This window comes from Acetobacter aceti (assembly GCF_002005445.1).
Taxonomy (GTDB): Bacteria; Pseudomonadota; Alphaproteobacteria; order Acetobacterales; family Acetobacteraceae; genus Acetobacter; species Acetobacter aceti_B.
On the sequence record NZ_CP014692.1, the window covers coordinates 1,952,374 to 1,968,678 of the forward strand.

Here is a 16,305-nt window from a genome sequence, read left to right on the forward strand (position 1 = left end):
GTTCATGACCCCAACATGAACTGTTGCATATAAATCACGCCTATGGCGTGTAATAGGCGAAAGCCTCATCAGATGGGTTCCATTCACGGAACCCATCGTTTTATAGGGCTTTTAGACAGCCTGTAGGGGCAAGGGATCACACTTCACGGATCCAGCCCAAACAGTTGATATATTGAGGACGAAAAAATGCGTCTCCGCAGTGCGTTACTCGCAACAACATTGATGGCAGCAGCACCGGTTGCTGCTTCCGCAACAACGATCACAGGACCGTACGTCAACGTCGGTGGTGGTTATGACCTGACACAGACCCAGCATGCCAGCACATGGGATGCGGGTTCGCAGAGCACGGTCAGCTCCAAGTACCGTCACCAGAACGGCTTCACCGGTTTCGGTGCATTCGGCTGGGGCTTCGGCAACGGTCTGCGCGTTGAGGTCGAGGGTGTTTACAACTACTCCGAAATCAACCACCGCAACGGTGCTGGCGTCGCCAACAACAAGACGCGTGGCAGCGACCAGTCCTATGGCGGCCTTGTCAACGTCCTGTATGACATCGACCTGAAGCAGTTCGGTATCGATGCGCCTGTCACACCGTTCGTCGGTGTTGGTGCCGGTTACCTGTGGCAGCATTACAACCCGACTGACTCGAATTTTGCCAATGGCTCACGTTCACGTCTGGGCGGCACGAACGGCAGCTTCGCGTATCAGGGTATCGTCGGTGCGGCTTACGACACGGGTGTTCCGGGTCTGCAGGTCACAACCGAATACCGCATGATCGGTCAGACATTCTCTGACGGTGCTTTCAAGACAACGGCGTATGCTCCTGGCGGCGCGAAGATCGGCAGTGGCAACACAAGCTTCGATCATCGCTTCAACCACCAGTTCATCGTTGGCCTGCGCTATGCGTTCGATACGGCTCCGCCGCCGCCGCCGGCTCAGCCTTACGTTGCTCCGCCGGCACCGGCTGTTGCTCGCACCTATCTCGTCTTCTTTGACTGGGATAAGTCCAACCTGACGGCTCGCGCTCGCCAGATCGTTGCAGAGGCAGCTCAGGCTTCCACGCACGTTCAGACGACACGCATCGAAGTCAACGGCTACACCGACAACTCGTCGGCTCGTGGTGGCGCTGCCGGTGCGAAGTACAACATGGGTCTGTCCCTCCGTCGTGCAAACGGCGTCAAGGCTGAGCTGATCCGTGACGGTGTCCCGGCTTCCGCCATCGACATCCATGGTTACGGCGAAGCCCACCCGCTGGTTGCTACAGGCCCGAATACTCGTGAGCCTCAGAACCGTCGCGTGGAAATCATCCTGCACTGATCCGCTTTCCGGATCTTTCAGGAAACGCTACGAAGAAGGGCGCCTTTCGAGGCGCCCTTTTTTTATGTTCTCCGCTTATCCCTTCTTGCTTCAGGAAACACCGTGGCTGACCAGAAGTCTTCATTCCTGCGTTTATTCAGATTCGCAGTGGTCGGCAGTCTGGGTTTCCTCTGGGATACCGGTACCGTCTATGCCCTGCGCGATATCATTGGACTGAACGCCGCCACTCTTGCCGCCTACTTCGTGGCCGCCAGCCTAAACTGGGCGATCAATCGTTTCTGGACATTTGGTGATATCGGACGTCACGATCATCCGGTGCTGCAATGGCTTCGTTTTCTTTCCGCCAACAGCCTGGGTTTTTTGTTCAATCGCGGCACGGTTTACGCATTGTTTTTTCTTTCTCCTTTCTGCGCAAGACACCCGGTGCTAGCGCTCGCCGCAGGCGCGTTTGCTGGTATGGGCGCCAACTTCAAGCTGAGCGAACGACTTGTCTTTCGTGAACGCCCACCCCAATCCGTCATGGAACTTGCAGAAATTTCCGCCGGCATGACTGACGCAGAGCTTCCTCAGCGCGAAAGCGATGAAACGACATCGGTCAATCACCATCACTGATGGCCCGGCATCCTGAAATTCATGAAACCACTTCCGGAAGTCAGAAACCGCAGCAAGGAGTGTCTGGAGAATTTTCTCACCATGCCTGCCCGGTCCGGGATTTCATGAGGAATTGCAGAAGCAGGATACGAGCCATCTTTCCCTGCCCGCCCCGACTGCGCTAATGTTTCACCATCAGATATTTCTCTTGCTTACCGGCTGTCCATGACAGACGGCAGCCGCCACAGGACGCTTTTCCACACCATGCCAACAACAAATGAAATCCGCTCCGCTTTCCTGAATTACTTTGCGTCCAACGAACATCAGATTGTCCCCTCGTCGTCGCTGGTTCCCAGCAATGACCCGACACTGCTGTTCACGAATGCCGGAATGGTGCAGTTCAAGAACGTCTTTACCGGACAGGAAACGCGCCCTTATTCGCGCGCAACAACTGCGCAGAAAGTCGTGCGGGCTGGTGGCAAGCATAACGATCTCGATAATGTCGGCTATACCGCCCGGCATCACACCTTCTTCGAGATGATGGGCAACTTCTCCTTCGGCGATTATTTCAAGCCTCGCGCAATTGAGCTCGCGTGGAATCTGATCACAAAAGACTTTGGTCTCCCCAAAGAGAAACTCCTCGTCACCGTCTATTCGGAAGACGAGGAAGCTGCAGGTCTCTGGCGCAAGATTGCCGGTCTTTCTGATGACCGTATCATCCGTATCCCAACCTCCGATAATTTCTGGCGCATGGGCGACATCGGGCCGTGCGGTCCCTGCTCGGAAATTTTCTATGACCACGGACCAGATGTGTTCGGCGGACCTCCGGGATCTCCTGACGAGGATGGTGATCGCTTCGTGGAGATCTGGAACCTCGTGTTCATGCAGTTCTTCGAGGATCCACCGGGCACGCGCACGCCGCTCCCCAGCCCCTCAATTGATACGGGCATGGGGCTCGAACGCTTTGCGGCCATCATGCAGGGAAAGCGCGATAACTACGATACCGATACATTCCGCTCTTTGATTCTGGCTTCAGCCGATGTGACATCACAGGATGCCGATGGCCAGTTCAAGGCAAGCCACCGTATCATCGCCGACCATCTGCGCTCCACCGCGTTCCTGATCGCGGACGGCATCCTCCCCGCCAAAGATGGTCGTGGCTACGTGCTGCGCCGGATCATGCGTCGCGCCATGCGCCATCTGCACATGATGGGCACATCCGAACCGGTCTTCCACAAGCTGCTTCCAGCCCTCATCCAGCAGATGGGCACGGCCTATCCGGAACTCGGTCAGGCGGAAGCCCTGATCCGTGAAACGATGCGTGGCGAGGAAGAGCGGTTCAAGGCGATGCTGGGGCGCGGACTTTCCCTGCTCTCGGAAGAAACCGAAAAACTCTCCGCTGGCGGTGCATTGCCCGGTGATGTGGCCTTCAAGCTTTACGATACGTTCGGCTTCCCGCTTGATCTGACACAGGATGCGCTCCGCGCCAGCGGTCATCTGGTGGATGTCCCCGGCTTCGAAGCCGCCATGAAAGTGCAGCGGGACCGTGCCCGTGCGGCGTGGTCAGGCTCCGGCGACACTGCCGTCGAAACCGTCTGGTTCGAAGCGCGCGACAGGTTCGGTGCGACGGAATTCCTTGGCTACACAGCAGAAACCGCGCAGGCGGAAGTGCAACTGATCGCCTCGGGTGGCGTCAGTGTTGAAACCGCCGGACCAGGCGCCGAGGTCGCAATCCTGCTCAACCAGACGCCTTTCTACGGTGAGAGTGGTGGACAGGTTGGCGACACCGGCGAGATCATCGCACCGGGCGTAAAGGTAGCCATTTCGGATACCCAGAAAAAGCTCGGCGATCTTCTTGTGCATTATGGCACCGTGACGGAAGGCACCCTGAAAGCGGGAATGGCGGTCACGGCGCAGGTGAACCATGCCCGTCGCTCCGCTACTCGTGCGCACCATTCCGCGACCCACCTTCTGCATGAAGCGATGCGTCGTCGTCTGGGCGACCATGTCATGCAGAAAGGCAGCCTCAATACGCCGGATCGCCTGCGCTTCGATGTCAGCCAGCCTCGCCCGATCACCCGGGAAGAACTGAACGACATCGAGGCTGAAGTGAATGCCCGTATCCGGGAGAACACGGCTGTTACAACCCGGATCATGACGCCTGATCAGGCTTCGGGCGAAGGCGCGATGGCTCTGTTCGGTGAGAAATACGGCGATGAAGTCCGTGTCGTCTCCATGGGCGGCAAGGATGCTGATGGCAGCAAGCCTGCGTGGTCTGTCGAGTTGTGCGGTGGAACCCATGTCAGCCGCACAGGCGACATTGGCCTGTTCCGCATTTCCTCGGAAACAGGTGTCTCGGCTGGCGTGCGACGGATCGAGGCTCTGGCCGGTTCCGCCGCAGAGAGCGTTTCCGTCGCCAATGAAGAACGCCTTACCCAGATTGCCGCCATGCTGAAAGTGACAGTATCGGAAGCGCCTGAGCGCCTCGCCACGCTTCTGGATGAACGCAAGCTCATGGAGCGCAAAATCTCCGAGCTTCAGCGCAAGCTGGCGGCTGGCGGAAACGACGCGGCCAAGATTGAGACCATTGCAGGAATCCCTTTTGCCGGTCGCAATGTCGGGGAAACTCCCGCCAAGGAACTGAAGGGGTTGGCCGACACAATTGGCAAGCAGATTGGCGAAGGCGTCGTTGCTCTGGTCTCGACAGCCGACGGAAAGGCCAGCGTTGTCGTGTCCGTCAATCCCACGCTGCCGGAAGGCCTTGACGCGGTAACACTCGTCAAGGCCGCAAGCGCTGCTCTTGGTGGCAAAGGCGGTGGTGGACGCCGGGATATGGCACAGGCCGGCGGCCCGGATGTCGAGGCTGCCGAGACCGCCCTCAACGCCGTTCGCGCAGGCATTGAAGCAGCAGTAAACGCCTGAACAGCAGGGTATAAAACAGTCAGAGACACCCGGATGATGCTTATTGCTTTATCCGGGTTTGAACGCTGAGCCATTTGGCGAAGCAGCTTTGTGCTCTGTAATTGCCTTCATCTGACAGAGGCCCTCTGTGGGAATGATCACCACGGGGCTCGCCTGCAAAACTTTCGGCCCGCTGTCTGAAATTGCTCACTGAAGCCGCATTGTGGTTTGATTACAAACAGACAGAAGGCTTTAACTTAAACCTCTGATAATAAAATATAAAAATATTTTCTGGTATTTTTTAGAGAAGCCAAACTCCATAAGACTTTAAAATAAAGCCTCATCGCACGGGCGTATGGCCTACAGGGGAAACTGTGGGTAGCTTTTACAAGCGCCGTCACAGACTGTTCCGGGCAGGATAGGAAGTCAGACTTCACTGTCCCCACCGGTCCGACATGTTTTTCTGATGTCGGACCGGCAGGCTGCAATCAGTGTGTCGCGGGTAGCGAAGTTGCCACTACACCCTTGGGAGCGGCGGGTTTCGTAACAGGCTGGGAAAGAAAAACAGGCGCCAGTGTTGACTGTGTAAAGTACAGGACACCATTCGACTGAGGAATACCGGTCACCCACAGGTGATTACTGGCGCCTGCAACATTGCTGATCATGGGCTGCCCGGATACCGGGTCCAGCGAGAAGGTGAGCGGAATGCCTGCAAGCGTATTCAGGCTGAAAGCATGAGTGGGCGATTTGGTGACTGCGTCCTTTATCCGCTTCACAGGCCACTTTCCATTCACGATGGTATAGGAGATCAGCGCCTTCAGAGCCGAACTGTTGGACGGGTCAAGCAACCCGTTCCGGAACTGGGCCGAGTAATGCGCCAATGGTTCATTGGGAATGGCAAAGACCGTATAAGGCCCCTTTTCCTGCAGGACCGCGAAATAACCCGAAACGTGAAGCGCCTGAGCATAATTCGTCAACTCGATCGCCGCTGACACAGCCTCGGAAATCGGGCGGTCACAGTAAATCGGCGTTTCAGGGTCCGCATAGGCAATACGGCTGTCTGGCGCGTCTTTCTCTCCGGCAGGAGCGTAATTTCTGGTGCCAGACAGTGTCGGAGCCATGAACGAACAGACGCTACCCACCTGCTTGTAGGAATCCTGCCGTGCCGTACTCTGGCATCCCCCGGCGAACAGCACCATCACCATAGCAGCGCCTGCCGCGCTCCACTGCACTGCCCGCTCTGGCCGCATACCGATACCCCTAACTACAAAGCCTGTGCCCCCCGCCCGCGACGGTGGCTATTCTGTTACTCTTCTATGGGGTCCGGGTTTCGTATCTGTAAATCCCCCTCCAGACCACGGGGGAGGATTACATCTTTTTTCAAGTCTCTGGAAAGTGGAGAGAATCAGCACCCGTCTCCACGCATCGTCCAGCCACGAACCAGCCCCTCAGAGAGCTCGAACGTGGTCTGACAGACGGAGTTGTAATAGCTGGGGGGGAAGCCTCCGCCCATGCCCCAGCCCCCCATACCCCAGCCGCCCCAACCGCCCATGCCGCCCCAACCACCCCAGCCGGGGCCACCCCAACCAGGGCCGCCCCAGCCCCAGCCCCAGCCCATGCTGCCGGGATAGTACTGGGTTTCGTTGTCTATGTAGGCGAGGAACAGGTGGTTATTGGCCAGAAACGTCCGTGTCGGCACACCAAAGGCGCGGACGACATCCACTTCCGTCTTGCCCACAAGCGCATCAAGCTGGCGACGCTGTTCCTTTGTGGGGCCGGAACATGCTGTCAGGGAGACCAGCATCAGAGAAGCGAGCGCCAGAGACGATCCAATACGCCGGATGACCATAACAAATTCCCCGATCATTTCTCCCGCACACTCAGGCTGGAGAGGGTGGCTACAGTGATTGGGATACGATGCTTGCGCGAAATCATCCCATCCACAAGATATGTGAAAGGCATGGGGCACCCGTCGCCAGCATCACCAGCCGGTCAAACCCCAGCGCAATACCTGATGTTTGCGGCAGATAAGGCAAAGCCGCCAGTAGATTTTCATCCATGTTCCAATGCGGACGCCCTGGATAAAGCTCTGCCCGTCTCCGCCTGTCACTCTCGAACCGTTCTTTCTGTTCTGCGGAGTCAGACAGCTCCTCGAAAGCATTCGCCAGTTCGACTCCCCCGATATAAAGCTCGAATCGGAGCGCAACACGCGGATCTTTCGGACAACGACGCGCCAGAGCGGCCTGACTGGCAGGCCAATGCGTGAGAAAGGTCGGCCTGTCCCGGCCTATGACGGGTTCCACCCGCTCGAGAAGCAGTCGAAAGAAAAGATCCTCCCACTCTTCGCCCGCTCTCAGGGTGACACCAGCCTGTGACGCCAGTGCGCGCGCGTCATCGGCGGTGGCCAGAACATCCGCCCCGACATGGCGCCTGAAAGCCTCCGCAACCGTCAGCCTCTCAAACGGTTCCGCAATCGGGATCACGCATCCATCGCGCCGGATGCTGGGAGGAAGCATCGTGCGGACAAATGCTTCCGTCTCGTCCATCAGGTCATCAAGACCGGCTCCCGGTCGATACCATTCCAGCATGGTGAATTCCGGCGCGTGCAGGGCGCTTCCTTCGCCATTGCGCCAGACGCGCGCGAGCTGGAAGATTTTCTCTCCCGTCGCGGCCACAATGCGTTTCATCGCAAATTCGGGACTTGTGTGCAGAAACAGCGGCTCCCGCTCACCCGTCGGAGTTTCGCGCTCCGTGGCGAAAACATGCAGATGCACTTCCTCGCCGGGTGTCGGGACCGCATACGGCGTTTCGACTTCCAGATAGTCCCGGCCGTCAAAAAACGCTCGTAATCCCTGCATCATCAGGGCTCGACGACGCAGCAGAGGCAGACGTTCCGCAATGTGCCCGACATCTCCTCCTCTTCTTTCAGTCGTCATCGCTGTCCTTATATATTTTTCAACCGGCATTCTGTGACGCCGGGCAACTCTGCTGTCCACCATACCAGGCAAGCGTGCAACCGACACGCCCCACGCTCTACGTTGCCCAAACAGCTCTACGTTGCCCAAACACATGCAAACCCCTAGAAGCGCGCCATGTCCCCGTCAGGCTCCCCCATTATAGGCATCAGGGCGAATTCCGCCCAAGCCCGCACGCTCCGCTCACCGGAAGAGCTGCTCGGGGCCGGTCTTGTCGAGAGGGAACAGCTACCGGCCATCACCCATGTGGCGGAGCGTTACGCCACAGCGATCCCTTCCGCCTTCATGGAACTGATCGAAACGCCCGACGACCCGATCGGCCTGCAGGTCATACCCTCACCCGATGAACTACAGACCGCCCCTCATGAACTCGCCGATCCGATCGGCGACGACGCCCTGTCGCCAGTCCCCGGCATCGTCCATCGCTACGCCGACCGCGCCCTGCTCAAACCGCTTCTGATCTGCCCGCTCTATTGCCGTTTCTGTTTCCGGCGCGAGCATGTCGGCCCCGACGGCGGCCTCCTCGACGAAGAAGCCTTGACCGTCGCGTTCAGGTGGCTGCGGGAAAATACCGCCATTCGTGAAGTGATTCTGACCGGTGGCGATCCGCTGATGCTCTCTCCACGACGACTGGAGCATATCATGCGGGAACTGGCTTCCATCCCCCATGTCACGACCCTGCGAATTCACAGCCGTGTACCACTGGCCGCCCCCGAAAAAATTTCGGACGCGCTTCTGGACGCCATGGATACCGACAAGGCGGTCTGGCTGGTCGTTCACGCCAATCATGCGCGGGAGTTCAGCCCTGCCGGACGTGAAGCCCTGAAAAAAATTCAGCGCAGAGGCATTCCCGTTCTGGGGCAATCAGTTCTTCTGCGAGGCGTCAACGACAGTGAGGACGCTCTGGAAGGACTGTTTCGGGCCATGGTCGAAAGCAGGATGAAGCCCTACTATCTGCATCAGCTCGATCCCGCACCCGGCACCGCGCGCTTTCATGTTCCCATTGCGGAAGGACGCCAGCTTCTCGCGGGATTGCGTGGTCGTGTGACCGGGCTGGCCTGGCCGACCTACGTGCTGGATATTCCGGGAGGATATGGGAAGGTTCCGCTGGGACCGGACTATCTTGAGCCGTCCCTGAGCGCGGTCAGCGATCCGAACGGACAGAAACACACCATTCGCACGCCGGACAGTCTGTAAAAGTGGATCTGTGTGGCAGCCGAAGCCGCCACACAGACTGGCATCACATGTGAGTCGTGTCTGGCGCAGTCTGACCCTGTGGAGCCGGACCAGTGGTCTGCGGCGCACTGGTGCCGGGGTTCATTGTTCCCGGCTGGGTGGAGTGCTCGACGTCATAGGCCGTGGCTTTCTCGGCGTAGGTGCCTTTTGCGCCAGGATGCTCCTTGTCATACAGAGCCGCCTTGGCACGGGATTCCTTGCGGTAGCGATGACGGACATACATGCCGGTCACACAGCCGCCCATCGCGCCCAGAATTCCGTGATGATTGGCCACGTGGCCACCCACAGCTCCAGCGGCGCCATACTTGAGGCAGCCGCCGGGTTCGGCATGCGCCGCCGGAACCACACCGACAGCCATCACAGCCGCGAGGGAAAGGGAGAGAAGTTTTTTCATTGCAGCGCCATTTCAAAAATCAGGTTCCGCCGCAGCAGAACCAACTCTCCGAGTTTGCCCCAGAATTGCGGCGAAAACCAGAACAACGACAATACTTTGTAACATTTCACGCCTATTGATGGTCCGTCCGGGCTTGACGTTCTCCCATGAGACCGGTCATGACCTCCGGCAGTTTTATCAAGTGGCCCAGTTTTGCGGAGTTCCATGTCATGTCGCTTACACGCCGTGCCCTGCTTGCACTCACCGTTCCGGCCACGTTTGCTCCGGGTCTGATCGGGCAGGCCCTGTCCGCCGCCCCGGCCGATCCACGCATGGCGCCCCGCGCGTTCGGCAATCCGAACGCCAGGGTGGTGGTTGAGGAATGGTTCTCCTTCACCTGCCCGCACTGTGCCCGGTTCGAACTCGATGTGTTCCCGGAAGTCCGCAAAAAGCTGATCGACACAGGCCGCATCCGCTATGTCTTCTGCGACTTCCCGCTCGATCGCACGGCGCTGATGGCCACGCAGGTCGCCCGCAGCCTGCCGCTTGAGCGTTATGAGCCGTTCATGACGTCGCTGTTCTCAAACCTCGACCGCTGGGCGTATGGCGAGAACGTCAATCCGGAAGACCAGCTTCGCAAGATGGCCGGTCTCGCGGGCATGTCACCGGCCGAGTTCGACGCCGCAGTCAATGATGTCGCGTTCCAGAACGCCATCCTCGCCGAACAGACACGCGCCGAGAAAGACTACAAGATCGACAGCACTCCGGCCTTCCGTTTCAATAACGAGGTCTATCGTCAGGGTGAACTGACCTATGATGCATTCGAAAAGAAAGTCATCGCGGCAGGCGGCTGAGACTTCCACCGGGCTGACAGTCTGACGACGAACGCTGGACACATCGTGTCTGACACCTTCACATCTGCCCGGGTCGCGGGATGAGCGCACGCTTCGTCCAGCTACGCATCGCGGGCTTCAAAAGCTTTGCCGACCCGGTTTCCGTGGATATCCTCCCCGGCCTGACCGGTATTGTCGGTCCGAACGGCTGCGGCAAATCCAATGTCGTGGAAGCACTCCGCTGGGCCATGGGCGAGAGTTCCGCCCGCTCCCTTCGCGGCGGCGAGATGGACGATCTCATCTTCGCCGGCACAACCAGCCGCCCTGCCCGTAATCTCGCTGAAGTCACGCTGGTTCTGGAAAACGCCAGGGGTCTTGGTCCCGGCCCGTTCGCCGGGCAGGACGATCTGGAGGTGTCCCGTCGCGCCGAGCGTGGTTCCGGCAGTGATTACCGGCTGAACGGCAAGGCCATCCGTGCCCGGGACGTGCAGACCCTGTTCGCCGACCTCGCTTCGGGCGCGCGTTCGTCGGCCATGGTCAGTCAGGGCCGCGTGGCGATGCTGGTCGGCGCACGTCCTGAAGAACGACGGACCATTCTTGAGGAAGCCGCGGGCATCACCGGCCTGCATGCGCGTCGGCATGAAGCCGAACTCAAGCTGCGCGCCACCGAAACCAACCTGACCCGCGCCGAAGACCTCCGGACCCAGTTGGAAAGCCGCCTTGAAGGGCTGACCGGTCAGTCCGAGCAGGCTTCCCGATACCGGGAACTCTCCTCCAGTCTGCGTGATGCGGAAGTCTCTCTGCTGGCATTGCTTCATGCCCGCGCACGCCAGCAGGTCGAACGAGCCAAACTGGCTGCCGTGCAGGCGCGCGCAGCCCTGATCGCCGCCGAAGACGCCTCCGAAACATCCGTTCTTGCGGACTATGAAGCCGAAAAGTCTCTTCCCGCCATCCGTGAAGCGGCGGAACTCGCCCGCACGGCGCTGGAACGGCAGAAAGTCGCGGCGGAAAGCGTGGCGCTTGAGGAACAGCGCGCCGCTCAGGCTGCTGAAGCCGCCGCGGAACGCCTCAGGCAGAGTGAGGCGGATCGTGATGCAGCCCGGTCGCGGCTTGAGGATGCTTCCGCCACGCTGGCCCGGCTAGAGGAGGATATGGCGGCGCTTCAGGCGGCCCGAGCCAGCCTGCCTGACCGACAGGCGGAAGCGGAGGCAAGTCTCACCGGACTTCAGGCAGCTTTGCAGGAAGCCTCCGAGAGACTGGAACGGCTGACGGCGGAAGCCACAGCGGCGCGGGCACGCTCCGAGCAGGCTCTGGCGGCTCTTGAGGCCGCGACCCTGCGCCATACCCGTCTTTCGGAAGATCATGCCGTGCTGAAAAGGCAGATCGAAGCGTTGCAGGCAGAATGTCCTGCGCAGGAAGCTCTGAACGAAGCGGAGACGTCTGTTCAGCAGGCCGCGGCAACTCTGGCGGCCTGTCGGGAAGCGGCGGACGCGGCAACGCAGAAGCGTTCAGAAACACAGGTCGCGCTCTCCATCGCCCGCAATGCTGCGGATGCGACGAAAGCCCGGCATATCGAATGTGAAAAGGCCGTTGCGACAGCGACGGCCTCGCTCAACGGCCTTCGGAAGGACCGTGACGCGCTGGCTCTCCGCAAGGAGCAGACAGAACGCGAACTGGTGCCTGACACGCAGCGGAGCGCACTGGCGCAGGCTGTGACCGAGGCCGAAGCCGTACGGACACAGGCAGTCGCTGCGCTGGAAGCGGCGGAAGCCGAACGGGCAGCCGCCTCCACAGCCCTTGTCGAGGCGCGTGGCCGGATGCAGGAGGACAACGCTACCCGCGCCTCGGTCGCCGGCGCCGTTCAGACAGCCGAATCAGCTTTTCGACGCGCAGAACAGGAAGCCGGAACTTTTGCCCGTGATCTGGCGTCCGCCGAACAGAACGCCGTTCCGGATACTGTTCTGGAACAGGTCCAGAACGTCCGGGCGGAAGAAGAAAAGCGTCTCGCGGACGCCGAAACAGCTCTGGCCAACGCGGAGGAGGCTGCAACTCAGGCGGCAGCAGAGGCTCAGGAAGCCGACAGCATACTTGGCGCCCTGAAAGCGGAACTGACCCGTCTGAAAGCGCAGATTGAGGGATTGTCCCAGGCTCTCGGCGCTGATGAAGATGCTGACGAAGCCGCCCCTGTTTCCGGGCAACTGGATATTCCTGACGGTCTGGAAGTCGCCGTTGCCACTGTCCTGGCCGAAGGGCTTGATGCGCCGGATGCTGCTGTCGCCCCGGACTCTCCACGCTCATGGTCATCACTGGGGCCGCTCGCGTCCCCTCGAGCCCTGCCGGTTCAGGCGACTTCCCTTGCCTCCCTTCTTCCCGCAGTGCCGCCTGCCCTGTCCCGCGCGCTTGGGCAGGCAGGACTTGTGGCTACCGTGGCAGACGGCGATGCGCTCGTATCCGCGCTTCAGGCGGGGCAATCTCTCATCACGCGGGATGGTGCGTTCTGGCGCTGGGATGGGTATCGTATTGTCGCCGGTCAGCCGAGCGCCGCCGCTCAAAGGCTGGCCCAGCGCCGTATTCTGAAGGAAACGCAGCTTCGTTTCGACGAGAGGGGCTCCGACCTCCCTGCTGTCGAACAGCAGGCCGCCAAGGCGGCTCAGGCCCGCAGTGAGGCGACTGAAGCGGTCCGCACGGCCCGTATGGCGCGGGCTACTTTTGAAGGTTCGCTCGGGAAGGCCCGTGCGGCGGAAGCGGAAACATCCCGCCGTCATGCCGCCGCCCGCGCCAGACTCGATGCCGTGCGCCCACAATATGAGCGTGCGACACAGGCTCTCGCCGCCGCCAGACAGGCTGTTGTGGGTGCGCAGGCCACGCAGGCGGCGCTCCCTGCGCCGGAAGTGCTGCGTCTGGCGCATGAAGAGGCGAGATCCCGCGACCAGAAAGCCACCCAGATGGAAGCCGCGGCACGGGACTCCCGCCGCAAGGCTGATGCCGCTTTCGAGCAGGCGCGGCGGGTACAGCAGGAAACCGAAACACGCCACGGCAGCGCCGAATCCCGTCTCGCGACCATGCTGCCGGAACTGGCGCGCCTTGATTCCGAGCTGGTGAAGGGAGAGGAGACAGTCGAAGCAGCCCGTCTGGCTCTGGCAGCCACTTCCGATCCCGCATCAGCCGCCGCTACATTGCAAAAGGCCGGGACGACGGCTCAGGAAGCGGAACAGGCTGCCGTTTCCGCACGAGCGAAGCTCGATGCTGCGGGTCAGGATGTGACCCGGCTCGAAACGATCCACCGCGCCATGCAGGAAAAGGCGCTGGAGATACGCTCGCGACTGTCCGCCACGGAACCTCGTCTGGCTACGCTAGGTGTCGAACTGGCCGAAGCTGCTGAAACTCTTGCAGCCGCTGAACGGACCTGTGCGGCGGCTGTCGTTGACGATCATATCTCCGATCCGGTTGAAGCGTTGCGCCAGACAATCACTGAACTGCGCCTTGAAGAGCAGATTGGTCGAGAGGCACGGGCAGCTCTTGTCGCTGAGGCAGGGGCGCTCGCCAGCCGGGAATCGGCGCTCCAGGACTCGCTCTCCGAATGGACGGCGCGGGCAAGTGCGGCAAAGGAGCAGATGGCGGAAGCCCAGAGTCGTTTTGATGTCGTTTCCGCAGAGCATGAAACCCTGACGGCTCTCCCTGATGAGGCCCGACAGCTTCGTGAGCGGACAGCGGTCGCGCTGGCCGCAGCCGAAGAGAAATTTGTAACAGCGAACACCGCGAGAGAAGCCGCAGAAACCCGATTGAAGGATGCTCAGGAAGCAAGACGGCGGACCGAAGGTGAACTGGCGACCGCCCGGGAAAACCTGCTGAGAAGTGAAGGCAAGAGTGAGCAGGCTCAGGCCATTCTCGATCAGTTGCTGGCCGAGACACCCGAGCCTCCCACAGTGCCTGTTGGAGATCTCACGGAATCCGCGGAAACAGGGCTACGCCGCAAGATTTCCCGCCTGACCCGCGAGCGCGAAGAGCTTGGCCCCGTCAATCTGCGAGCCGACATCGAGGCGCAGGAGGCGGAACGGCAGATCGAGGTGATCCGGCGCGAGCATGGGGAGATTGAAGCCGCGATTGCCCGTCTGCGTGGATCGATCGGGAGCCTCAACAAGGAAGGGCGTGAGCGCCTGATGGCGGTCTTCACGCAGGTGGATCACCATTTCCAGTCCCTGTTCTCACGCATGTTCGGTGGAGGCCGCGCCCATCTGGGTCTTGTCGGCAGTGATGATCCGTTGCAAGCTGGGCTGGAGATCTATGCCCAGCCTCCCGGCAAGAAGCTTGCCACCCTGTCGCTCCTGTCCGGAGGCGAGCAGGCTCTGACAGCCCTGTCGCTCATCTTTGCAGTTTTCCGCTGCAACCCGGCTCCGATCTGCGTACTGGACGAAGTCGACGCTCCACTTGATGACGCCAATGTCGGCCGCTTCTGTGCGCTGCTTGGCGATATGGTCAACGAAGCAGGAACACGTTTTCTCGTGGTGACACATCATCAGCTTACAATGGCTCATATGGACCGGCTCTACGGCGTAACCATGCAGGAACGCGGTGTGAGTCGCGTGCTGTCCGTCGATCTGGACAAGGCCGCCGCCATGGCCGGCGAACGTAAAAAGGAAGAGGCTCATGCCTGATCCTGACACACAGGACTCGATAGACGATCAGAAACGGGAAGGGTCTTTTCTGACCCGCTCCTGCCGTCGGAATATCCTTATCGGGTTATCTGTGATTGCTGTTGCCGGTGGTGGATTACTGTGGCGTGACTCGCATACCGATGCGCTCCTGACCCGCATTCACCATGGTCTGGTCATCTGCGCGAGCGGGAAGGCGGCCACAACTACCCTTCCCTTCCCGACATCCGGAACCGACAGGATTCTGGCGAAGCTCCCACCGCCGACCTCAGAGATGCTCGATACACCCGGCCTGCCAACGATGGTCGCTCTGGACGTTGTCAGAAATGATGATGGTAAACTGGCAATCGCTGGCGACGCTTCTCTTCCGTTGCATGATGCGCTCAAGCTCTCCTACAGGCGACACGAACTGGTCATGCTGTCGATCCGCGACATCCCGAGTTCTGAAGTGGTAAAGGAACTGAGAGCAACCGGGATGAGGAAAAGGGCCGTCCTGATGACGCATGATCTGATCAGTGCTCATGACGCTCTGGTCGCCGACCGCTCCGTCGTCGTTGCCATGCCGGTTCAATCCTCTCGGGATGCACATCTGGCGAAGCAACTGGCAGGGCGACATCCTTACGCTCTTTATCTGCCTGCCAACGCCTCTTCCTCGCTTTTTGAAGTGGCTCATCGTGACGCTGACGCCGTCATCGCCTCCAGTCCTGATCCCACCAGCAATATCACCGCGACCCGAAGATTGCTGGATGAACCGGTGGACATAGTGATGACTGAACATCCCGAGCGACTAGCCAATGTTCTCGGTGGTTCCTGAGAGCACCTGACGATGGTATTCTGGCGGTCAAGCCCAAAGTTATCGCCAAATATTTCTCAAGATAAATCGCTCAGACATATCAAGATTTTTCTCCTGATTTCTTTTTCATCAGAAGACTTACAAAGAAAATTTTGAACGGGACTGAAACAGTCCAGATTCGTCAAAATGCGGTTCTCACTCTGAAAAAGACACAGCATTTGGCCACACACAGCTTCCTGCATTAAGAACTGGAAATCCTGCTTTAAATAAAACAGGATTCTATACCTATCTTCTCACATACCACCCAGAAAAAAAGTAATGCCGTGAAATACAACTGGATTGCAGTTGGCTTACTGTCCGGTTTTCTGCCAACTGTCAGCACCTTTGCTGCGGGCCGTGCCGCGCCTCGAAATGCTTTCGATGAAGTTTACTGCACAAGCAATCAGTTTTCGCAGACAGACCGTGCCTTCACAAATTCCTGAATACCAGCCCGCAGGCCAAACTCAAGCAAGGGCGGTTGGCATCGATCAAAAATCGTGATGATGCTTGCAGTTTTACAAAACCCAACGGCTTTTATGTCGACCTGACATGTGCCATCGGCATGCCCCCAGGAGCGTCTGGATTTTCTGAAAGAACA

11 protein-coding genes are annotated in these 16,305 nt (G+C 59.5%); 7 read left to right on the forward strand and 4 right to left on the reverse strand.

Translation table 11 applies throughout. The annotated features are described in order from the left end of the window. Positions 1 to 186 precede the first annotated feature (186 nt). From A0U92_RS08840 to alaS, 3 genes are all read left to right on the forward strand, one after another. Complete coding sequence (locus tag A0U92_RS08840) at positions 187 to 1,314, forward strand: OmpA family protein (RefSeq protein ID WP_077812904.1); 1,128 nt, start codon at positions 187 to 189, stop codon at positions 1,312 to 1,314. A gap of 102 nt (positions 1,315 to 1,416) precedes the next feature. Continuing rightward, positions 1,417 to 1,926, forward strand: a complete 510-nt coding sequence (locus tag A0U92_RS08845; protein WP_077812905.1) for a GtrA family protein — start codon at positions 1,417 to 1,419, stop codon at positions 1,924 to 1,926. A gap of 243 nt (positions 1,927 to 2,169) precedes the next feature. After that, the gene (gene alaS / locus A0U92_RS08850) at positions 2,170 to 4,827 is read left to right on the forward strand and encodes an alanine--tRNA ligase (RefSeq protein ID WP_077812906.1); all 2,658 of its coding nucleotides are present in this window, start codon (positions 2,170 to 2,172) and stop codon (positions 4,825 to 4,827) included. Between the two features lie 467 nt (positions 4,828 to 5,294). On the opposite strand, the gene A0U92_RS08855 is transcribed toward alaS, so the two are convergent. The 3 genes from A0U92_RS08855 to epmA form a co-directional block, all read right to left on the reverse strand. Then, entirely contained in the window at positions 5,295 to 6,038 is a 744-nt protein-coding gene (locus A0U92_RS08855) for a fasciclin domain-containing protein (protein ID WP_236748057.1), read from the reverse strand. Between the two features lie 173 nt (positions 6,039 to 6,211). Then, complete coding sequence (locus tag A0U92_RS08860; RefSeq protein WP_187668932.1) at positions 6,212 to 6,655, reverse strand: hypothetical protein; 444 nt, start codon at positions 6,653 to 6,655, stop codon at positions 6,212 to 6,214. Positions 6,656 to 6,737: 82 nt separating this feature from the next. Continuing rightward, positions 6,738 to 7,742, reverse strand: coding sequence for an EF-P lysine aminoacylase EpmA (gene epmA, locus A0U92_RS08865; protein ID WP_187668732.1), 1,005 nt, complete (start codon positions 7,740 to 7,742; stop codon positions 6,738 to 6,740). Between the two features lie 156 nt (positions 7,743 to 7,898). On the opposite strand from epmA, the gene A0U92_RS08870 reads away from it, so the two are divergent. Next, positions 7,899 to 8,978, forward strand: a complete 1,080-nt coding sequence (locus tag A0U92_RS08870) for a lysine-2,3-aminomutase-like protein (RefSeq protein WP_077812909.1) — start codon at positions 7,899 to 7,901, stop codon at positions 8,976 to 8,978. Positions 8,979 to 9,021: 43 nt separating this feature from the next. On the opposite strand, the gene A0U92_RS08875 is transcribed toward A0U92_RS08870, so the two are convergent. Further along, entirely contained in the window at positions 9,022 to 9,411 is a 390-nt protein-coding gene (locus tag A0U92_RS08875) for a hypothetical protein (protein WP_077812910.1), read from the reverse strand. Positions 9,412 to 9,620: 209 nt separating this feature from the next. Here A0U92_RS08875 and A0U92_RS08880 point away from each other — a divergent pair, with 209 nt between their 5' ends. The 3 genes from A0U92_RS08880 (at position 9,621) to A0U92_RS08890 (ending at position 15,689) form a co-directional block, all read left to right on the forward strand. Further along, positions 9,621 to 10,244, forward strand: a complete 624-nt coding sequence (locus A0U92_RS08880; protein WP_236748058.1) for a DsbA family protein — start codon at positions 9,621 to 9,623, stop codon at positions 10,242 to 10,244. Between the two features lie 80 nt (positions 10,245 to 10,324). Beyond that, positions 10,325 to 14,878, forward strand: coding sequence for an AAA family ATPase (locus tag A0U92_RS08885; RefSeq protein ID WP_077812911.1), 4,554 nt, complete (start codon positions 10,325 to 10,327; stop codon positions 14,876 to 14,878). Continuing rightward, complete coding sequence (locus A0U92_RS08890) at positions 14,871 to 15,689, forward strand: hypothetical protein (RefSeq protein ID WP_077812912.1); 819 nt, start codon at positions 14,871 to 14,873, stop codon at positions 15,687 to 15,689. The genes A0U92_RS08885 and A0U92_RS08890 overlap by 8 nt, the downstream gene beginning before the upstream one ends. Positions 15,690 to 16,305 lie beyond the last annotated feature (616 nt).